The organism is Oxalicibacterium faecigallinarum, assembly GCF_014635705.1.
In the GTDB taxonomy this organism is placed as follows: Bacteria; Pseudomonadota; Gammaproteobacteria; order Burkholderiales; family Burkholderiaceae_D; genus Oxalicibacterium; species Oxalicibacterium faecigallinarum.
In genome coordinates this window covers 101,926-121,647 of the sequence record NZ_BMDI01000001.1, presented here as the reverse complement: position 1 = coordinate 121,647, position 19,722 = coordinate 101,926, and the positions used below count along the sequence as shown (strand labels likewise).

Below are 19,722 nucleotides of genomic sequence, written 5' to 3'. Positions count from 1 at the left end.
ACGAATCTGAAACGAATGATTGAAAATACTTCATGTCGTGATCACAAAGAGTGGCTGAATTGAACGCTGAAACATCGACGACAGGCGCAACCACAGACACATTGGCTTCCGATTATCGCACGCGCATCGTGTCTTCTCTATCGGAAATCGGACAATCCGCTTGGGATCAATTGATCGCACTGCAAGCCAATGCCAACCCCTTTCTCTCCTTTGCCTTTCTGGATGCCTTGCACGAAAGCGGCAGCGCGTCCGTCCATAGCGGCTGGCAGCCCCAATTCATCACGTTATGGGACGATGCCGGACTCGCCGCTGCATTACCGCTCTATGTCAAGGGACATTCATATGGCGAATATGTATTCGACTGGGCATGGGCCGATGCCTATCAACGCAATGGACTCGATTACTACCCCAAATTGTTGTCGGCCATCCCATTTACACCCGTCACTGGCAGCCGTTTGCTGGCGCGTGATGCGCAAGCGCGTTCTGCACTGATCACCACACTGGACACCGTTCAGCGGAGCAACCGACTTTCCTCGACCCACATTCTTTATCCACCGCAGGACGAAGCCGACCAGTTGCAGCGCGCTGGATTCATGCTGCGCAGTGGCGTGCAGTTTCACTGGATTAACGCCGACTATACCGACTTCGAGGCGTTTCTCGAGACACTGGAACGCAAGAAGCGCAAAAACATCCGCGCAGAGCGACGCAAGGTGCAGGAAGCCGGCGTCCGGTTTCGCCACATCGCGGGGCGAGATACAAGTGAAGCGGACTGGCAATTTTTCAAGCGCTGCTACGATCACACCTATGCCGCACATCGCTCAACCCCCTACCTGAATCTGGATTTCTTTCTGCGTATCGGTCGCGATATGCCAGATAACCTGTTACTGATCGTTGCCGAGCAGGATGGGGAGCCAATTGCTTCTTCGTTGCTGGTACATGATCAGCAGACCTTGTATGGTCGCTATTGGGGGGCGCTGGTGCATGTTGACTGTCTGCATTTCGAGACAGCTTACTATCAGCCACTGGAATTCTGCATCGCTCAAAAAATCGCCTGTTTTGAAGGGGGCGCACAAGGGGAGCACAAAATGGCGCGTGGCTTTTTGCCACAGAAAACCTGGTCTGCCCACTGGCTCGCACACCCCGGCTTTGCCGATGCCATCGACGATTTTCTCAAGCGGGAAAGTAGTGGCATCGCCAATTACATCGACGAACTGAACGAGCGTAATCCGTTTAAATCCTGAAAGCACAAGATTTGACATTTGCCTTATTGCAACAAAATCCCAGTCAAGGCATGCTAACGGCACAATGACCTCGCCTTCCGCACGTTCCAGCCTCGCCAACAATGAGATGCCATCCCGGCTGGGCCGCTTTGTCATTCAGGAAGAAATCGGGCAAGGCTCCAGTGGCGTTGTCTATCTTGCCCACGATCCTGTCATTGATCGTCAGGTCGCGGTCAAAACGCTTCGCAGTCGCCTGACGCATGCCGAACGCATGCAGCACGAGCAGCAGTTCATCAACGAAGCGCGCGCCGCCGGACAACTGGCACACGCCCATATCGTAGTGATTTACGAAGTCTCGACCGAAAGCAACCATGCTTTCATCGCGATGGAATACCTGAATGGCAGCGAGGTCAGCAAGATGCTGGAAGACGGTTACCGTTTTTCGACCGAAGACGTGGCCTCAATCGCCTGGAAGCTGGCGGATGCACTTGATCATGCTCATCGTCGCGGCGTCATCCATCGCGATATCAAACCCTCCAACATCTTCCTGACAGAGGATCATCAGCCCAAGATCATGGATTTCGGCATCGCACGGATTCCCAACCGTCTGCTGGAACGGACCCGTCATGGCGACATGCCCGCTACCTTGTTCCATGACAATCTGCTGGGCACGCCCAACTACATGTCACCGGAGCAAGCCAGTGGACAGGCTGTCGATCCGCGCACGGACATTTATTCGCTCGGTGCCGTCATGTATGAAATGCTGACGGGACAGAAGCCTTTTCATGCATCGGATACCGAAAAGCTGCTGCAGCAAATCACCAGTCGCTCTTCCGTTCTGGCACCGCACAAGCTGTCGTCGGATATTCCGCTGGCGCTCTCCAAGATCGTCATCAAGGCGATGCACAAGAATCCGGAAAAACGCTACCCTTCAGCCGCTGCCATGGCGCTCGACATCAAGCGCCATTTGACACGTACGCGCCGCCTACAGCGACGCACGCCGGCGGCTGGCACCACGATGCCGGCCAGTAATGAAGAAGTCTCCACACCACGCGTATTCTGGCCGCTGGTCGGGGTCATTGCCGCGATCATGATCGTGCTCTACATGTATCTCGGCAAGAACTGAAGAAACGGATCAGCCATAAAAAAACGCACCCGAAGGTGCGTTTCTTGGCAGCCAGAATGATCAGGCCTGCGTCTTTGCATACGCTGCTGCGCCCGCCAGAATTTCTGCCTTGGCATCGTCGGCCGAACCCCAGCCATCCACCTTGACCCATTTGCCTTTTTCCAGATCCTTGTAGTGTTCAAAGAAATGCTGGATTTGATTCAGCAGGAAAGTACCTGCATCTTCAGGCTTCTGCCATTCCTTGTAGATGGGGATCAGTTTATCGACAGGCACGGCCAGCAGTTTGGCGTCGGTACCTGCTTCGTCCGTCATTTTCAGCACGCCGATGGTACGGCAACGCACGACGACACCAGGCTGCAACGGGAAAGGCGTGACGACCAAGACGTCAACCGGATCACCGTCGTCCGACAGCGTGCTCGGGATATAACCGTAGTTGCACGGATAGTGCATGGCGGTGCTCATGAAGCGATCAACGAAGATCGCGCCAGATTCCTTGTCCACTTCGTATTTGACAGGTTCGCCGTTCATCGGGATTTCGATGATGACGTTGAAGTCGTTTGGCAGGTCTTTGCCGGCTGGTACGTTATTCAAACTCATGGTGATTTCTCAAAAGTAGTGGATGATGCAACGCGTGATTATAGCGGCTATGACGACGTCCAACCTGAATCGGGGCTGACGGCCGCATCGCCAATCAGGCAGCAACCAGCAGTGCACACTGACGATAATGCGCGGCGGCCTTTTCCGGTTGATTCAGGGATTCATACATTTGCGCCAGCTTGCGGTGGCTTTCCTGCTGCTGACGTGGCGTGACCGCATCGGACAGGGCCTGCTCCAGATGACGTTGTGCCTTGCCCCACAATTGCTGGCGCAGACACAGCGTTGCCAATGTCAGTTCCAGTTCCGGATCGGCCGGATGCTTGCGATGCCATTCTTCGCAGCGCTCGATCTGGGCAACCAGCGCCGGCGTACCCTGCTCCGCCACCGCGTCGCGGTATGGACGTAACAGGCGATCGTCCCATTCTTCCGCCATGGCTTTCTCGACGATGGTGCGCGCGCCGTCATGCAAACCGCGTTGATTGAAAGCATGGGCAGCACGCAAAGCGACATACGGCTTGATACGATCTTCGGCAGGAATCGCAAACCAGACATTGCGGATCGATTCCGCATCGTTGGCCGGATTGCGTAGCAGATCGTCGTAAGCCAGTTCGCGTAAACGCAGCGACAAGGCCGGATGCAATGCGTTGTTCTTGTCCAGCGTGCGTACCAGCCGCAGCACTTCCGGCCAGTTGTGGGCACGCTGATTCGCTTTCAGTGCCATGCGCAAAGCATGGATATGGCGTGTGCCGTTGGCATTCAGTTCATCGACAACCTTGAGCGCCAGTTCCGGCTGACGTTCATCGACCAGCAATTCGATCGCCGTCATCAGGCGTGCGCTTTTAAGCGACGCATCTTCTTCCAGCGTTGCCAGCCAGGTGTCGCGACGATCGGTCTGCTGCATGCGATGCGCTGCTCGTGCCGCGATCAGGGCAGCCAGCCCGGCGTTCTCGGGCGACTCACTGGCACGCATGGCCGCCTTTTCGGCATGACCGAAACGGCCTTCGAAGTAATATTTCAACGCCTCGCGCAATGCCTGATTGCCTTTTTTTTCCAGCTTGTCACGGCGATAGGCGGCGACCCGGCCCGGCATGGCTTTGGTGACACGGATGGTTTTCAGCACTGCATAAATCATGGCGAACAACAGGATCGCCAGCAGGATGAAAAAATTCAGCGACAGATCGATCCGGTATGGCGGATAGAAAAACACCACGTTGCCCACGTTGTAATGCGCTGCCACGGCGATGCCGATGGCAGAAGCGAACAGGGCAAGAATCCAGAGGAAGAAACGCATATCAGTGGCAAAAAATCAGGTTGAGACCGCAAGTCATCAAGGTGCCTTGAAGTTGCGCACGGCATTGAGGCTTTCTGCCAGCGTTGGCATTTCGATCGCCAGGTTGCTGGACTGCACTTGCTTGAGCAATGCCTGTGCAGTCTGTGTCTGTTTGGCACGGGTATCGAAATAACGGGCAATCGCATCCTGCGCCGCAATCATGTCGCTGCGGAACGCACTTTCGTTACGCGACAGCAAAGCCAGACGCGCGTTGAGCAGACGCAGCTTCAGATTTTCTCGCGCGTAGTAGGCCTGACTTGGCGAGAGAAGCAAGGCATCGTCACTGTCCACGGTGCGGATGCGGACCAACTGGCGGACATCGCTCCACATTTCGCTCGACCAGCTATCCCAGCGTGCTTTCCAGGCGATGGTCCAGTCGTCCTTGACGGGCTGTTCCGCTGCCACAGCGCCTTTCTTGAGGACGGGCTGGCGATTCTTCGGTTCATTGGCTTGCTGCGCTGGCTGCTCATCGGCCAGCAGAGGCATGCGATCAATCTGACCGATGACGCTGTCGATTCGCAATGCGATGCCTGTCAGATCCAGTGCCGGCAACGCTTTCAGGCGCTCGATATCATTGGCGATGGCACGACGGATTTTGACAAATTGGGGCGTGTCGGCGCGCGCCAGACGTGCATCGGCGTTTTGCAAGGCGATCAAGGCACCAGGTACATTACCCGCCAGTTGCAACTGTTGGCTGGCAGTAGACAGGACCTGCTCAATCTCAGCCAGTGCCCAGTCATCGCGACGCTTGAACAAGTCCTGATACAACTGTTCCAGCGCCAGCTGCTGGCTTTGTGCCTCGAGCTGCTTGCCTTCCAGCACACTGACCTTGGCCTGCACCTCGGTAACTGTCTCCTGCACGGACTTGGCGATGATCTTGGTTTCGTTACTGACTTCATCGCCGCTCTGCATGCGTTTGGCGACTTCCGCACGCAAGGCGTTGAGTTGCTGATGCGACATCCACCACTGCGCTCCCAGCAAACCGGCCAGCACAATGACCGCCACCGACAAAAGTCGCTGCGTGCCATTACCTGATTTTGCTTTTTTATCGATGGGAGGCTGCCCGCTATCCTGCTGGCTCGATGGCACTGTCTCCGTGGTGGCTTGTGCCTTATTTTCTTGTGAATTCTGCATGTCGTTCATGAAAGAGATTGTAACGCGGCCAGCAGTCCATCGTCGCCTGATCTGCTTTGTATGATCTTGGAAAAGCCAAAGGAATGGGCGATTTCTGCGATGCGTACATGCGGAACGATCAATCGTTGTTGTTGCATTTTTGCCACTCCCTCTGCATCGTCGAGTTGCTCAACCATCTGCATCCAGAAACGCAATGCTTCCGAACTGGTCACGACCCAGTCGTTCTGACCATGCAGCAGGTGTTGAAGTTCTGCTCGCTTCGCTGGTGTCAACGCAGGCGCCTGGCGTCGATAAGCGGCAACGGTAGTCACTCTCACGCCCGCATTACGCAAGGCATCACCCAGCAACTCACGACCAGTCTCGCCGCGGATGATCAAAACGTCCTTGCCAGCCAGCGCTGGCAGATCGAGTTCTTCAAGCAAGGTTTCGGAATCCGTGCGATCGCGATTGCGTGGACTGTGAATGGTGTAACGGTCTGCGGTCAGCCCATGACGCGCAAGCGCCGCACGACTGCCCTCACCCACCACAGCAAGCGGTACCGATACCGGCCAGTCTGGCTGCACCGACAGCGCCGCATCAATCGCATTGGGACTGACGAATGCGAGCAAGGCGTAGCGCTCCAGTTCACGCAATGCGGCCCGTAACGGTGCCGGATCAGGCAATGGCAGGATATCCAGCAACGGAAACAAGGCAACAGATCGCCCCAAAAGTTGGGTGCGCTGCGCCAGCTCTTGCGCTTGCGCCAGCGGACGTGTGATGACCACCAGTGGCCTAGTCATCCCCATCGGTTTCCGTCTTGCACATATCCAGAATCGCATCCGCGCCTTGTGCTCGCAACGCCTGCGCCACTTGATCACCCAAGGCTTCAGGCGCATGGGCAGGTCCGCTCAGATCTGCGCTGGCGATCTGCTTGCCGTCTGGGGTCGCGATCATGGCACGCAAGCGCATGACCTCATCGTCGAGAGTGGCATAAGCCGCCAGTGGTATCTGGCAGCTACCGCCAAAATTACGCGATACGGTACGCTCGGCACGTGCTGCCAGGGCGCTAAGGCCGTGATCCAGTGGTGCCAGCCACTCCAGCAAATCCTCGCGACCGCTGGCTATTTCAATCGCCATCGCGCCTTGTCCTGGCGCAGGCAAACTTTGTTCTGGCGGCAGATACATCCGAATCCGCTCGGTCAGTTTCAAACGCTTGAGTCCTGCCGCCGCCAGAATGATGGCGGCGTACTCGCCCTTATCGAGTCTTCCAAGCCGCGTATCCAGATTGCCGCGCAAGGGACGGATCTCAAGATGCGGAAACCGCGCGGCGATCAGCGCCTGACGCCGCAGGCTGCTGGTACCAACGATTGCACCTTCCGGCAACGCCTCGAGCGAAGCATAGGCATTGGAGACAAATGCATCGCGCGGATCTTCACGTTCCAGCACGCCCGACAGGACAAAACCGTCCGGCAAATACATCGGCACATCCTTGAGCGAGTGCACGGCCAGATCGGCACGCTGCTCGGCAATGGCAACTTCCAGCTCCTTGACGAACAGCCCTTTGCCACCGACTTTAGACAGTGCACGATCCAGAATACGATCGCCACGCGTTGTCATGCCGAGGATTTCAATCGTGCACTGCGGATATAATAAGGACAATTTTTCGCGTACATGCTCGGCCTGCCACATGGCAAGCCGGCTTTCACGCGAGGCGATGATCAATTTTTTTGGTGCAGGAAATTTCAACGCGATTGCTTTCGTTTTTGTCGTTGTGTTTTCGGAAGATTGTCGGAGCAAGAGGCTTCCGCCGTCTGCCGCAAGGATAAGCGCCTGGGCGATTTCCTGCTTGCGCAGGATCAAACAAGTTGAAATCCGACGCTAAAATCTTATCACGCACCTGTAGCGAAAAACGCCGACTACTCTCTGATTCACCATCAACAAGCTGACAGCACATCTCTCTATGGCAAAACAATCTTCCAAAACACCTGCACGCGCCTCCTCCCGAGCGATCCCGCCGATCCCGAAAAAGGATGCTCAACTGAAGGAAGATATTCGCCTGCTCGGCCGCCTGCTAGGCGATGTCGTGCGCGATCAGGAAGGCGATGCCGTCTTCGAAGTCGTTGAAACCATCCGCCAGACCGCCGTTCGTTTCCGCCGTGAGGCCGACGTACAGGCCGGTGCCGATCTGAACAAACTGCTCAAGAAACTGGGCCGCGAAGAAACCGTGACCGTCGTCCGTGCGTTCTCCTACTTTTCCCATCTGGCCAATATCGCGGAAGATCAGCACCAGCACCGTACACGCCGTGCCGCACAACTGGCCGATGACAAACCCGAAGAAGGCAGCGTTGCCCTCACGCTCGATAAACTGGCAGAAGCGGGGGTTACCGGCGCAGCCGTTCGCAAGTTCTTCCGTGAAGCGCTGATCTCGCCTGTGCTAACGGCCCACCCGACCGAAGTGCAGCGCAAGAGCATTCTCGATGCGGAAAACGAGATCGCCCGCCTGCTGGCAGAACGTGACGGCCCGATGACCAATCGCGAACGCACCCGCAATTCGGAACTGCTGCACTCGCGCATCACCATGCTGTGGCAAACCCGTTTGCTGCGCTACACCAAGCTGTCGGTTGCCGACGAAATCAACAACGCGCTGTCCTACTATCGCCTGACCTTCCTGAGCGAACTGCCGGCACTGTACGAAGATATCGATACCGATATTGCAGAACAATTCCCACAACGCGGTGCAGCCGCTGCTGCCGGCCGCGATCTGCCGAATTACGTGCAGATGGGTAGCTGGATCGGTGGCGATCGTGACGGCAATCCCAACGTCAATGCCGACACCATGCGTTACGCACTGACGCGTCAGTCAACCACCATTCTCGGTTTCTATCTGGAACAAGTGCATACGCTGGGTGCCGAACTAGCGATCTCGACCTTCCTTGCCGGTGTCAGCCCTGAACTCGATCAACTGGCGAATGCTTCGCCAGACACGTCGGATCATCGCGCCGACGAACAGTATCGCCGCGCCCTGATCTACATTTATGCGCGTCTGGCAGCAACCGCACGTGCGCTCGGTGCGACGCACCTGATGCGCCCGGAAGTCGGCCCGGCACCGGCCTACGCCTCCGCCAACGAGTTCGTCGCTGATCTGGATGTGCTGGTTGAGTCGCTCAAGGGGCACCACGGTATCTCGCTGGTCAAGCCACGATTGGCCAAACTGCGTCGTGCAGGTGAAATCTTCGGATTCCATCTGGCTACACTCGATATGCGTCAAAGCTCGGATGTGCATGAACGCACGCTGACCGAACTGTTTGCCCGCGCCCAGGTTGAAGCCGACTACAGCAAGCTGTCGGAAGAAGAAAAGATCGCGCTGCTGCTGGCGGAACTGGACAAACCACGTCTGCTCTATTCGCCTTATATCGAATACACGGATGAAACCGTTTCCGAACTGTCGATCCTGCGTGCCGCAGGCGAAATCCGCCAACGCTTCGGCTCGCGCGCGATCCGCAACTACATCATCTCGCATACCGAAACCGTATCCGATCTGCTGGAAGTGTTGCTGCTGCAACGCGAAACCGGTCTGCTGCGCGGCGACGACAAGAAAGCCTCGGTTGGCGATGTCGAACTGATGGTCATTCCATTGTTCGAGACCATTCCCGATCTGCGTCTGGCGCCGACCATCATGGAACAGTTGATGGCGATTCCGCAGGTACGCAAACTGATCGCCAAGCAAGGCGATCTGCAGGAAGTCATGCTCGGCTATTCGGATTCCAACAAGGATGGTGGTTTTCTCACCTCCAACTGGGAGCTCTACAAGGCCGAAACCAGTCTGGTACAAGTCTTCAACAAAGCAGGGGTCAAGCTACGCCTGTTCCATGGTCGTGGCGGCACGGTCGGTCGCGGCGGCGGCCCAAGCTACGACGCGATTCTGGCGCAACCAGCCGGCACCGTGAACGGCCAGATCCGCTTGACCGAACAAGGCGAAATCATTGCGTCCAAATTCTCCAATCCCGAGATCGGTCGCCGCAATCTGGAACTGCTGGTCGCCGCCACACTGGAAGCCAGCCTGCGCCCGCAGCCAGGCGACAATCGTCACGCCAAAAAACTGGCCGAGTTTGAACAGGTCATGGGCGAACTGTCCGAGCTCGCGTACAAAGCCTACCGCAATCTGGTCTATGAAACCCCGGGCTTCACAGACTACTTCTTCTCGTCGACACCAATCAAGGAAATCGCCGAACTCAACATCGGTTCGCGCCCAGCCTCGCGCAAAGCGTCGCAACGCATCGAAGATCTGCGTGCCATTCCTTGGGGCTTCTCGTGGGGTCAGTGCCGTCTGCTGCTGCCGGGCTGGTACGGCTTCGGTACCGCAATCGAACAATGGCTGACCGCAGGCAATGGCGATCGCAACAAACGCGTCACCACGTTGCGTGCCATGTTCAAGGAAATGCCGCTGTTCGCCACGCTACTGTCGAACATGGACATGGTCATGTCCAAAACCGATCTGGCCGTGGCATCGCGCTACTCGGAAATGGTGGCTGATCGCAAACTGCGCAACAGCATCTTCAAGCGCATTGTTGCCGAACATGAACGCGTGACCACCAGCCTGACACTGATCACCGGTCACAAGGAACGTCTGGCCAACAATCCGCTGCTGGCGCGCTCGATCAAGAACCGCTTCGCCTATCTGGACCCGCTCAATCACCTGCAGGTTGAGCTGATCAAGCGTCACCGTGCGCTGATGAAAGACGGCAAGATCGATGACCGTGTGCGTCGTGGTATCCAGTTGTCGATTAATGGATTGGCGGCAGGATTAAGAAATACTGGCTAAGTTTAGCAATACACAAAAGGGAGCTTAAAGCTCCCTTTTTAATATTGTTAGCTCAAATCTTTACGCATACAGAACGTCATAAAAACAAGAGGGTACTGTGAGAGGTAATGTCATTTCATATATCGAGATGTGCCAAAAGGAAGGCACCAGTTTGCAACGTGGGATGAATTTTCGATTGAAGGGACACCATTCTGTCATCTTGATGTCAGTGCAACCGAATGCGCCCTATCATGACAAAGTTTTAGAAGATGGTGCTGTGCTTATTTATGAAGGACATGACGAACCAAAACGTAAAGGTTTTTTAGAACCAAAGAAAGTGGATCAACCGGAAAAACAATCTGGAGGCTCTTTAACTGAAAATGGGAAATTCCATCTTGCGGCACAAGGTTTCAAGTCTGGAGAGAAAGCACCAGATATTGTTAAGGTGTACGAGAAAATCAAAGCCGGAATATGGACAGATAACGGATTTTTTCATCTGGTGGATTCTTGGACAGAATCGGATGGGATCAGAAATGTGTTCAAGTTCAAATTGATCCCCGTCGAAAATGTTTCAGATGATCTAGCACCACAAGAACTACCTGGTCATGTGGCACAACGCAGCAGAATCATTCCAACAAATATAAAACTAGAAGTTTGGGCAAGAGACGGTGGAAAATGTGTAACTTGCGGCGCAACCGACGAATTGCATTTTGATCATATTCTTCCTTTTTCCAAAGGCGGAACCTCCTTGAAAGCCGAAAATGTGCAGTTACTGTGCGCTCGGCACAATCTCCAAAAAAGCGCAAAAATTCAATAAATTAAGCACAAGCTATGTAACCAAAGCATGGCGTGCGTAAAGTCAAAGCAACGACTAGCGATAGGGCTGAAAGCCTGCCTTGTTTTATAATCGCGTATTCACCAGGAAACAAACATGACAGCTCAACTCTCCAAAAAAAGCGAGGCCTGGTCGGCACGCTTCAGCGAACCGGTCTCCGATCTGGTCAAGCGCTACACGGCTTCGGTCTTCTTCGACAAACGTCTGGCTCAGGTCGATATTCAAGGCTCGCTCGCACATGCGGAGATGCTGGCACATCAAAAGATCATCAGTCAGGACGATCATGCGGCCATCCAACGCGGCATGGCGCAGATCAAGGAAGAAATCGAATCCGGCAAGTTCGAGTGGCTGCTCGATCTGGAAGACGTCCATCTGAACATCGAAAAACGTCTGACCGAACTGGCAGGCGATGCAGGCAAGCGTTTGCATACCGGTCGTTCACGCAATGATCAGGTTGCCACCGACATCCGCCTCTACATCCGTGGCGAGATCGATAATATCGTCGGCCTGCTGCGCGATCTGCGTCTGGCTTTGCTCGATCTGGCAGAGCAACATGCCGAGACGATCCTGCCCGGCTTTACGCATTTACAAGTTGCGCAACCAATCACATTCGGTCACCACATCCTCGCGTACGTCGAAATGTTTGGCCGCGATGCAGAACGCATGCTGGACGCACGCAAGCGCGTCAATCGTCTGCCATTAGGCGCGGCTGCATTGGCTGGCACGACGTTCCCGATTGATCGTGAACGCGTGGCCAAGACGCTGGGCTTTGAAGATGTGTGCCACAACTCGCTGGACGCCGTGTCCGATCGTGATTTTGCGATTGAATTCTGTGCTGCCGCCGCCCTGATCATGACGCACGTATCGCGCATGTCGGAAGAACTCGTGATCTGGATGAGTCCACGTGTTGGCTTCATCGATATTGCCGACCGCTTCTGCACCGGCTCGTCGATCATGCCGCAAAAGAAAAATCCGGACGTGCCAGAACTGGCGCGTGGCAAAACCGGCCGCGTCAATGGTCACGTCATCGCCTTGCTGACCCTGATGAAAGGCCAGCCACTGGCTTACAACAAGGACAATCAGGAAGACAAGGAACCGTTGTTCGATACGGTCGATACGGTGGTCGATACCTTGCGTATCTTTGCCGACATGGCGCGTGGCATCACCGTCAAGCCGGAAACCATGCGTGCTGCAGCACTGCAAGGCTATGCGACCGCAACCGATCTGGCCGACTATCTGGTCAAAAAAGGCTTGCCGTTCCGCGATGCGCACGAAGCCGTTGCTCATGCCGTACGTGTTTGCGTCGATCGCAACTGCGATCTGTCCGATCTGACGCTGGAAGAAATGCGCGTGTTCTCTACACTGATCGAAGCCGACATCTTCGAAGTACTGACGCTCGAAGGCTCGGTTGCTGCGCGTAATCATGTTGGCGGCACGGCACCGCAACAAGTACGCGCATCGATTGCGCGTATCCGCGCACTGCTCACATAAAAGCCATGCTTGAAACAAAAAGGGCGATGCAGATGCATCGCCCTTTTTTACATCTTGATTTGCATGTGCCGTGATTCACTCACACGCACATGCAAACGATCTCGCAGAGCTTAGCTGCCCGCAATCGTCATATTCTCGATCAGGATCGAACCGGTCTGCTTGGTACCACGTACCAGCGTATCGGCACCAATCGCAGCGATCAGATGAAACATTTCCTTCATATTGCCGGCAATCGTGATCTCTTCAACCGGATACTGGATCACACCTTTCTCGACCCAGAAGCCGGACGCGCCACGCGAGTAATCGCCAGTCACGTAGTTCACGCCCTGCCCCATCAATTCCGTCACCAGCAAACCGGTATCCAGCTTGCGCAGCATGGCTTCAAAGTCATCCGATGCATTGATCAGCGAGGATGTCATCGACAAGTTATGCGAGCCACCGGCATTACCCGTCGTTTGCATGCCGAGCTTGCGTGCCGAATACGTCGACAGGAAATAGCCCTGCACCACACCATCTTTGACGACGTCACGACGATGCGTTTTCACGCCTTCTTCATCGAACGGGGAAGAGCCTACGCCGCCAATCACATGCGGGTCTTCCACGATCTGGATATGCGATGCCAGCGCCTGCTTACCAAGCGAATCCAGCAAGAAGGTCGATTTACGATACAAGGCACCGCCGGAAACCGCTTGCACAAACGCACCGAGCAAACCAGCAGCCAATGGGGCTTCAAACAAGACCGGGCATTTGCGTGTATCGAGCTTGCGCGCATTCAGGCGTGCCAGCGCACGATGCGCCGCATACGCACCAATCGCTTCCGGCTTGGCCAGCTTGTTGGGATCACGCATTGACGAGTACCAGTCATCGCGCTGCATATTGCTGCCCTTGCCTGCAATCGGTGCCACCGAAATCGTATGACGCGAGTACGGATAACCACCGATAAAACCGCGCGAGTTGGCTGAGACAAAATGCGATTGCTGCGCATACACGCCTGCGCCTTCGCTGTTGGTGATGCGCTTGTCGACGGCAAAGGCAGCCGCCTCGCCGCGACGTGCCAGTTCGACTGCTTCTTCTGCAGAAAGCAACCATGGATAGCAAAGTTGCAAGTCTTGCGGGTTGCGCTCCAGCATATCTTCTTCCGGCAAGCCAGCGCAGTCATCTTCGGCGGTAAAACGGGCGATGTTGTAGGCCGCTTCCACTGTGTCTTTCAGCGCTTGTTGCGAGAAATCCGAGGTACTGGCGTTGCCGCGGCGAATCTGGCGGCCTTCGCCCAGATACACCGTCACGCCCATGCCCTTGTCCTTATTCTGCTCGATGGTTTCCACACTACCCTTGCGCACGGAGACCGACAGACCACTCCCTTCGCTGATTTCGACCGCGGCATCGGAGGCGCCTTTTTCCTTGGCGTAACGCAAAACATCGCGTGCAAGCTGCTTTAACTGGTCCTGACTGTGGGTAAATACGGAATCGTTCATGAGGTGCTTTTCTTCGGGAATGCCTGTAAAACAGTTATCATAACAGTCGTTTAAAGATCGGCTTTACCGCCTTAGCAAATCCATCATGCCAAATTCCAACAGAGGCGCAGTCGGCTTCAGTTCAAACGAGTTTGAACAAGAGTACGACCGCCCCTCCAAATCAGAGCTCAAACGCCAGATGACGGCACTGCAAAAGCTCGGCGAAGAACTCGTTGCCGAGCCACGCGACCGTGTCAAACGCGTACCCATGCCAGAAGATGTACGCGACGCCATTCTTGAATGCCAGCAAATCAAGGACCACGAGGGTCGTCGTCGCCAGATGCAATATGTGGGCAAAAAAATGCGCACGCTGGAAGAAGATGAGATCGCCGCGATCCAGAAAATGCTCGACAGCTGGAAAGGTGCATCGAAAGCAGAAACAGCCAACCTGCATGCGATCGAGCGTCGTCGCGACAAACTGCTGGCAGATGACAAGGCACTGACCCAACTGCTGGCGGATCACCCGCAACTCGATGCGCAGCAACTACGCACCCTGATCCGCAATGCACGCAAGGAACAGGCAGAGAACAAACCGCCTAAAGCCTATCGCGAGATTTTTCAGATTCTGAAGCAATTGCAGGCACCTGCTGCAACGAAAGCGGATGACGAAGACAAAGAAGACGATACGGACGACGATGAGCAATCCTGATCGCGCACTGAAGATCGGCCTTGTTTCGATTTCTGATCGTGCCTCAGCCGGCATTTATCAGGACGAAGGCCTGCCTTCGCTCCAGACGTGGTTCACCGCTGCGCTCACAAGTCCATGGGAGCTGGAAACACGTCTGATCCCTGACGAACGTCCGGCGATCGAAGCGGCCTTGATCAATCTGGTTGACGATGCCCGCTGCGATCTGGTGATCACAACTGGCGGCACTGGTCCGTCGCGTCGCGATGTCACACCGGAAGCAACGCTGGCTGTGGCGACCAAAGAGATGCCAGGCTTTGGCGAACAGATGCGCCAGATCAGCCTGCAGTTCGTTCCGACCGCCATCCTGTCACGTCAGGTCGCCGTCATCCGCGAGACAGACGATCACGCCGCCCTCATCATCAATCTGCCGGGCCAGCCTAAATCGATCAAGGAAACCCTGGAAGGCTTGAAAGACGCCGATGGTCGCCAGATCGTTGGTGGCATTTTTTCAGCCGTGCCTTACTGCATCGATCTGATCGGCGGTCCGTACATCGAAACCAATGATGCCGTTTGCAAGGGATGGCGCCCGAAACATGCTGTGCGTCCAAAACAATAATTTTATTTTTTATCCGAACTGACCATGACTCTTCTGAAAACCGTCGAGCTGCAAACTGCTCCCAATCCAACCGTTTCCATCATCTGGATGCACGGCCTCGGCGCCGACGGCAATGACTTCGTCCCCATCGTCAAGGAACTGGATCTGACCGGCTTGCCTGGCATCCGCTTCGTTTTCCCGCATGCACCCATGCTGCCCGTTACCATCAACGGCGGCCGCATGATGCCAGCGTGGTACGACATCTGGGCCACAGAGTTTGGTCGTGATGATGATGAAAAAACCATCCGTGATTCGCAAGCCGATATCAACGCACTGATCGAACGCGAAAAGGAACGCGGCATCGCAGCTGACAAAATCCTGATCGCCGGCTTCTCGCAAGGCTGCGCCATGACCTTCCAGACCGCACTGCGTCACCCGGAGAAACTCGGCGGCCTGCTCTGCCTGTCCGGCTACCTGCCACTGGAATCGTCGTTCGAAGCAGAACGTAGCGACGCAAACAAGAACACGCCGATCTATTACGCACATGGCATTGGCGATCAGGTCATTCCAATCACGCGCGCGAAGCAATCGCTGGCCGTGTTGCAAAAAGCAGGCTATGACGTTGAATGGCACGAGTACAACATGCCGCATTCTGTTTGTATGGAAGAGATTATTGATATCTCTAACTTCCTGAAGAAAGTACTGAAGTAATCCAGACTTTCTCCCATAAAAGAGCACGCTTTCATGCGTGCTCTTTTGTTTTTGGATACTACGGTTGGTATGAATACCGGCAGCGATACGATTAAATGTGTTTGCCGGGGTGGCCCGGCGACCACTCACTTTCTTTGCTTCGCCAAAGAAAGTAAGCAAAGAAAAGCGACCGCGGTACACAGCCCTTCGGGTGCCCGCTGCTACTGTCTCCAAATCGGGAAACGAACGAAACTCGCTTCGCTCAAACAACGTTCGTTTCTGATCCAATTTGGAGAAAGCATCATCGGCTGCGTACAAGCGGAAGTAATACCCACATAGTGCGACATTTTGAATGGGCGTCTATTGGCTACCCCCTTTAAAACCAATTTAATCTCAAATATAAAGAACTGCCAATTCCGCTTTGGCGCTGCCAGTGATGCAATGCGAGAAATGGATCAGAAATGCCCGATGTCTGAGCGTAGCGAGTTGCGGGCATTTCCCATTTCTTGCGTTGCAGCACTGGGAACCCGAAGGGCAGCGACTTTGCGGTCGCCTTCTTTTGCTTACTTTTCTTGGCGAGACAAGAAAAGTGAGTAGCCGCCGGGCTACCCCCGGCAAGCCTGTCCGAAGAACCCACCTCATCAGCATCAAACAAACGAAGCCAGCAATAAAAAAGCCGCTACAGAGAGCGGCATTTTTACGCACGAACAACCAAGACAGCCTTATTTAAACACCACCGTCTTATGCCCATTCAACAAAATCCGGTGCTCGACAAAATACTTGACCGCCCGCGCCAGCACCACGCACTCCACATCACGCCCGATGGCGGTTAATGTCGCCGGATCCATCGCATGATCAACACGCGCCACATCCTGCTCGATGATCGGCCCTTCATCCAGATCACCTGTCACAAAGTGTGCCGTCGCACCGATCAGCTTTACACCACGATCATGCGCCTGATAGTAAGGCTTGGCACCTTTAAAGCTAGGCAGGAAGGAGTGATGGATATTGATCGCCTTGCCTTCCAGCGCCTTGCACATCTGTGGCGACAGAATCTGCATGTAGCGCGCCAGCACAACCAGATCGATACCGGCGTTATGGGCAACTTCCAGAATGCGCTCTTCCTGCGCACGCTTGTCTGACTCCGGCGCACCCGTCGCCAGTGGCAGATGATGAAACGGAATGTTGTAGCTGGCAGCCAGCTGATAGAAATCAGCATGGTTGGAAACAATGGCCGGAATCTCGACCGGCAACAAACCGCTCTTGTAACGGAACAGGAGATCGTTGAGACAATGCCCGATCTTGGAAACCATCAGCATCACGCGCGGCTTCTTGTGTGCATCATGCAGTTGCCAGGTCATCTGCAGCGCATCGCCCAACTCCGCAAACCCGCTACGCAAACCATCCCCGTCAATCGACCCGTCGCCCGAAAAATGGACGCGCATGAAGAACAGTTGCGATGACTGATCGCCAAACTGTGCAGAGTCGATGATGTTGCAGCCGTGATCGGCCAGAAAACCGGAAACGCGTTGAACAATACCCCGCTGATCCAGGCAGGACAGATTGAGAATGTATTGCGGTTGCATGATGGTCCTTATCAAGAATCGCCCGCCACCGGGCGACGCCTTATTCTCGCATGCCATCGAGAATCATCATGCGCCTTTGAAGGCTGCACATGCACGCAAAGATTTCCATTGACACCGCACCAACGGTATCAATGGAAAATCTGAACTGCTCTCCTACCTTACAGCAGTCAATCAACCGTTCTTGGCAACTGCTGCCATTTTCGGTGGCGACAGGGAGGCACCAGTCCCAACCTGGACATCGCCTGACAATTGACCACCTTCTTCGATCACCACGTGACCGTAGCGAATCTTGCCGGAAACACGGCCCGTCGCGTAAATCACGAGCTTCTGGCGCACCGTCAGATCGCCATCAAACTCGCCGTGGATTTCCGCGATGTCGATACCAGCAGACCCTTTGAACGAGCCTTCCTTCGCAATCTGAATCACGCGCGAATCCATGGTCGCCTCGACAAAGCCTTCAACCACGAGCGTGTCGCAATCGGTGATTTCGACGCCTTTGAGCTTGATGTTCGGACCGACGATCAGCTTGCTGCCGACTTCATTGGTGCTGGGTGCTTGCTGGTTGCTGTTGAGAGCATTGGTGCTTTTGTTGAATGCATTGCTGGCGCTATTTGCTCCATTGGCATTGGAACCGGAGAGTACGGAGGAGTTGGTTGTGCTGAGAGGAGGATTAGGGGTGTTGTTGTCACGTTTGCCGAAGAGCGTGTCGGAACGAAGCATGGAATCTCCTGAGAATAATTGTCGCGATGACGTAAAAATCAAATTCGGTACGCTCACAGTTGCTACTGTGCATCGCGTTGTAACGACGTTGCGGGCCACCTGTTTTTCACTCGAGCAATGCAATCGCATGATGGTAAAAAGCAATGTTGAAATATTGCATTTTTTACAATTTGCAAAGCCTTGCGTCTTTGTGCGTTACCGAACATAAAAGTTCGTCGCTGTTACATTTTTTCTGAAGAAAAGTCGTTCGAGCGCTGGCAAGCCCTGCGTGCCTGCACAGCGAATCACACAAAGGGTTGTGCAATCGGAAAGGCGTTCGCACTTGACAGCACCTTTTCATCCGGCGATGCTGTTGCCACAAAAATAAAACTGTTCAGGGAATAACCATGTCGGATCATCTGCCGTTGTTTCCTGCGTCGGCGGACGCAGCCCATGACGAAGTGCCCCAACGCTTCGCGTTTGACGGCACGGGAAGTGAATACTTCCGCATCTGGATCGTCAACCTTTTCCTCTCCATCGTGACACTCGGCATCTATTCCGCCTGGGCCAAGGTCAGACGCACCAAATATTTCTACGGCAGCAGTACCGTTGCCGGATCAAGCTTCGAGTATCACGGCAATCCGATCGCGATCCTGAAAGGACGCATCGTCGCGTTTGTTCTCATCGTCATCTACAACATTGCGATGCGAACATCAGGCGTACTTGCGCTATTGATGATGGTTGCCGTAATGGCTGTCGGCCCTTGGCTGATCTGGAAAAGTCTGCAGTTCAAGCTATATAACTCCAGCTATCGCAGCATTCGTTTCGGCTTCCGCGGCTCCATGAAGGAAACGTACAAGGTCTACCTGTTATGGCCACTGCTGACCTTCTTCAGTCTTTTTCTGGCCGCGCCTTTCGCGCATCAGCGCATGAAGCAATTTCAGCATAGTGAAAGCCGTTTCGGTACAACGCACTTCTCTTTCCATGCCACGGCAAGCAGCTTTTATCGCGCCTATCTGCTGGTCTTCATGATCTGGCTCGCAGGCATTGTGGCTATCTCGGTCGTGCTGGGTGCCGGATTATGGGCGTTTCTGAGCAGCATGGCGCGCCCCGGCACTGGCGACCCTGCCGGCCTTGCCGGCTTCTTCACCTTTTTGTTTGCGTTGTATGTCTGGATGTTCGTACTCTTTCCGATCTTCCTTACACTGCTACAAAATCTGATCTGGAACAACACGCAACTCGGCGCGCACAAATTCACCTGCGAAATGAAATGGCCGCGCATGGTATTCATTACTCTGACCAATATGCTGGGCATTATCTGCACGTTGGGTCTGTTCATGCCGTTTGCGACGATCCGCATGCTCAAATATCGCGTGGAGTCCATGACATTGCATCCGGCAGGCAGCCTTGAGGAATTTGTCACCAATACGCAAGCACAAGTCTCGGCAACCGGAGAAGGCATGGCTGATCTGCTCGACTTCGATCTTTCCCTCTGAC

Annotated in this window: 18 protein-coding genes; 9 read left to right on the top strand and 9 right to left on the bottom strand. The window is 54.8% G+C overall.

Features of this window, described 5'->3' with window-relative positions; genetic code table 11:
• Positions 1–59: 59 nt before the first annotated feature.
• Together IEV29_RS00625 and IEV29_RS00620 are read left to right on the top strand one after the other, a co-directional pair.
• Complete coding sequence (locus IEV29_RS00625) at positions 60–1,241, top strand: GNAT family N-acetyltransferase (RefSeq protein WP_229726118.1); 1,182 nt, start codon at positions 60–62, stop codon at positions 1,239–1,241.
• A gap of 64 nt (positions 1,242–1,305) precedes the next feature.
• On the top strand, positions 1,306–2,346 hold the full coding sequence (locus IEV29_RS00620; protein ID WP_188379343.1) for a serine/threonine protein kinase: 1,041 nt from the start codon (positions 1,306–1,308) through the stop codon (positions 2,344–2,346).
• A 60-nt stretch (positions 2,347–2,406) separates the two neighbouring features.
• Here IEV29_RS00620 and ppa read toward each other — a convergent pair whose 3' ends face one another.
• The 5 genes from ppa to hemC form a co-directional block, all read right to left on the bottom strand.
• Positions 2,407–2,943: an inorganic diphosphatase gene (gene ppa, locus IEV29_RS00615; protein WP_188379342.1), complete on the bottom strand. Its 537-nt coding sequence runs from the start codon at positions 2,941–2,943 to the stop codon at positions 2,407–2,409.
• A 94-nt stretch (positions 2,944–3,037) separates the two neighbouring features.
• Positions 3,038–4,234: a heme biosynthesis protein HemY gene (locus tag IEV29_RS00610; RefSeq protein ID WP_188379341.1), complete on the bottom strand. Its 1,197-nt coding sequence runs from the start codon at positions 4,232–4,234 to the stop codon at positions 3,038–3,040.
• Between the two features lie 36 nt (positions 4,235–4,270).
• A complete protein-coding gene (locus tag IEV29_RS00605) occupies positions 4,271–5,416 on the bottom strand; it encodes a uroporphyrinogen-III C-methyltransferase (protein ID WP_188379340.1) in 1,146 nt (381 codons plus the stop codon).
• Entirely contained in the window at positions 5,413–6,186 is a 774-nt protein-coding gene (locus tag IEV29_RS00600) for a uroporphyrinogen-III synthase (protein WP_188379339.1), read from the bottom strand. Before IEV29_RS00600 ends, IEV29_RS00605 begins: the two co-directional genes overlap by 4 nt.
• Positions 6,179–7,132: a hydroxymethylbilane synthase gene (gene hemC, locus IEV29_RS00595; RefSeq protein WP_188379338.1), complete on the bottom strand. Its 954-nt coding sequence runs from the start codon at positions 7,130–7,132 to the stop codon at positions 6,179–6,181. The genes IEV29_RS00600 and hemC overlap by 8 nt, the downstream gene beginning before the upstream one ends.
• Positions 7,133–7,346: 214 nt before the next feature.
• Between hemC and ppc the strand changes: the two genes are divergently transcribed.
• The 3 genes from ppc (at position 7,347) to argH (ending at position 12,513) form a co-directional block, all read left to right on the top strand.
• Complete coding sequence (ppc, locus tag IEV29_RS00590) at positions 7,347–10,208, top strand: phosphoenolpyruvate carboxylase (RefSeq protein WP_188379337.1); 2,862 nt, start codon at positions 7,347–7,349, stop codon at positions 10,206–10,208.
• 127 nt (positions 10,209–10,335) lie between these two features.
• Positions 10,336–11,004, top strand: a complete 669-nt coding sequence (locus IEV29_RS00585; protein WP_229726115.1) for an HNH endonuclease — start codon at positions 10,336–10,338, stop codon at positions 11,002–11,004.
• A 114-nt stretch (positions 11,005–11,118) separates the two neighbouring features.
• Positions 11,119–12,513 carry an argininosuccinate lyase gene (gene argH, locus IEV29_RS00580; protein WP_188379336.1) on the top strand — a complete coding sequence of 465 codons (1,395 nt, stop codon included), beginning with the start codon at positions 11,119–11,121 and terminating at the stop codon, positions 12,511–12,513.
• A gap of 110 nt (positions 12,514–12,623) precedes the next feature.
• On the opposite strand, the gene pmbA is transcribed toward argH, so the two are convergent.
• The gene (gene pmbA / locus IEV29_RS00575; protein ID WP_188379335.1) at positions 12,624–13,988 is read right to left on the bottom strand and encodes a metalloprotease PmbA; all 1,365 of its coding nucleotides are present in this window, start codon (positions 13,986–13,988) and stop codon (positions 12,624–12,626) included.
• Between the two features lie 85 nt (positions 13,989–14,073).
• Between pmbA and yjgA the strand changes: the two genes are divergently transcribed.
• Genes yjgA through IEV29_RS00560 form a run of 3 tightly spaced genes read left to right on the top strand, consistent with a single transcriptional unit; the run spans position 14,074 to position 15,961 of the window.
• Positions 14,074–14,676: a ribosome biogenesis factor YjgA gene (gene yjgA, locus IEV29_RS00570; RefSeq protein ID WP_188379334.1), complete on the top strand. Its 603-nt coding sequence runs from the start codon at positions 14,074–14,076 to the stop codon at positions 14,674–14,676.
• The gene (gene mog / locus IEV29_RS00565; protein WP_188379333.1) at positions 14,663–15,271 is read left to right on the top strand and encodes a molybdopterin adenylyltransferase; all 609 of its coding nucleotides are present in this window, start codon (positions 14,663–14,665) and stop codon (positions 15,269–15,271) included. Before yjgA ends, mog begins: the two co-directional genes overlap by 14 nt.
• A gap of 24 nt (positions 15,272–15,295) precedes the next feature.
• A complete protein-coding gene (locus IEV29_RS00560) occupies positions 15,296–15,961 on the top strand; it encodes an alpha/beta hydrolase (protein ID WP_188379332.1) in 666 nt (221 codons plus the stop codon).
• A 355-nt stretch (positions 15,962–16,316) separates the two neighbouring features.
• Here the strand turns inward: IEV29_RS00560 and IEV29_RS16080 are convergent, their stop codons facing one another.
• The 3 genes from IEV29_RS16080 to IEV29_RS00550 form a co-directional block, all read right to left on the bottom strand.
• On the bottom strand, positions 16,317–16,595 hold the full coding sequence (locus tag IEV29_RS16080; protein ID WP_229726108.1) for a hypothetical protein: 279 nt from the start codon (positions 16,593–16,595) through the stop codon (positions 16,317–16,319).
• 67 nt (positions 16,596–16,662) lie between these two features.
• On the bottom strand, positions 16,663–17,529 hold the full coding sequence (gene purU, locus IEV29_RS00555) for a formyltetrahydrofolate deformylase (protein ID WP_188381018.1): 867 nt from the start codon (positions 17,527–17,529) through the stop codon (positions 16,663–16,665).
• Positions 17,530–17,697: 168 nt separating this feature from the next.
• Positions 17,698–18,246: a bactofilin family protein gene (locus IEV29_RS00550; RefSeq protein WP_188379331.1), complete on the bottom strand. Its 549-nt coding sequence runs from the start codon at positions 18,244–18,246 to the stop codon at positions 17,698–17,700.
• Positions 18,247–18,632: 386 nt separating this feature from the next.
• Here IEV29_RS00550 and IEV29_RS00545 point away from each other — a divergent pair, with 386 nt between their 5' ends.
• Positions 18,633–19,721: a YjgN family protein gene (locus IEV29_RS00545; protein WP_188379330.1), complete on the top strand. Its 1,089-nt coding sequence runs from the start codon at positions 18,633–18,635 to the stop codon at positions 19,719–19,721.
• Position 19,722 lies beyond the last annotated feature (1 nt).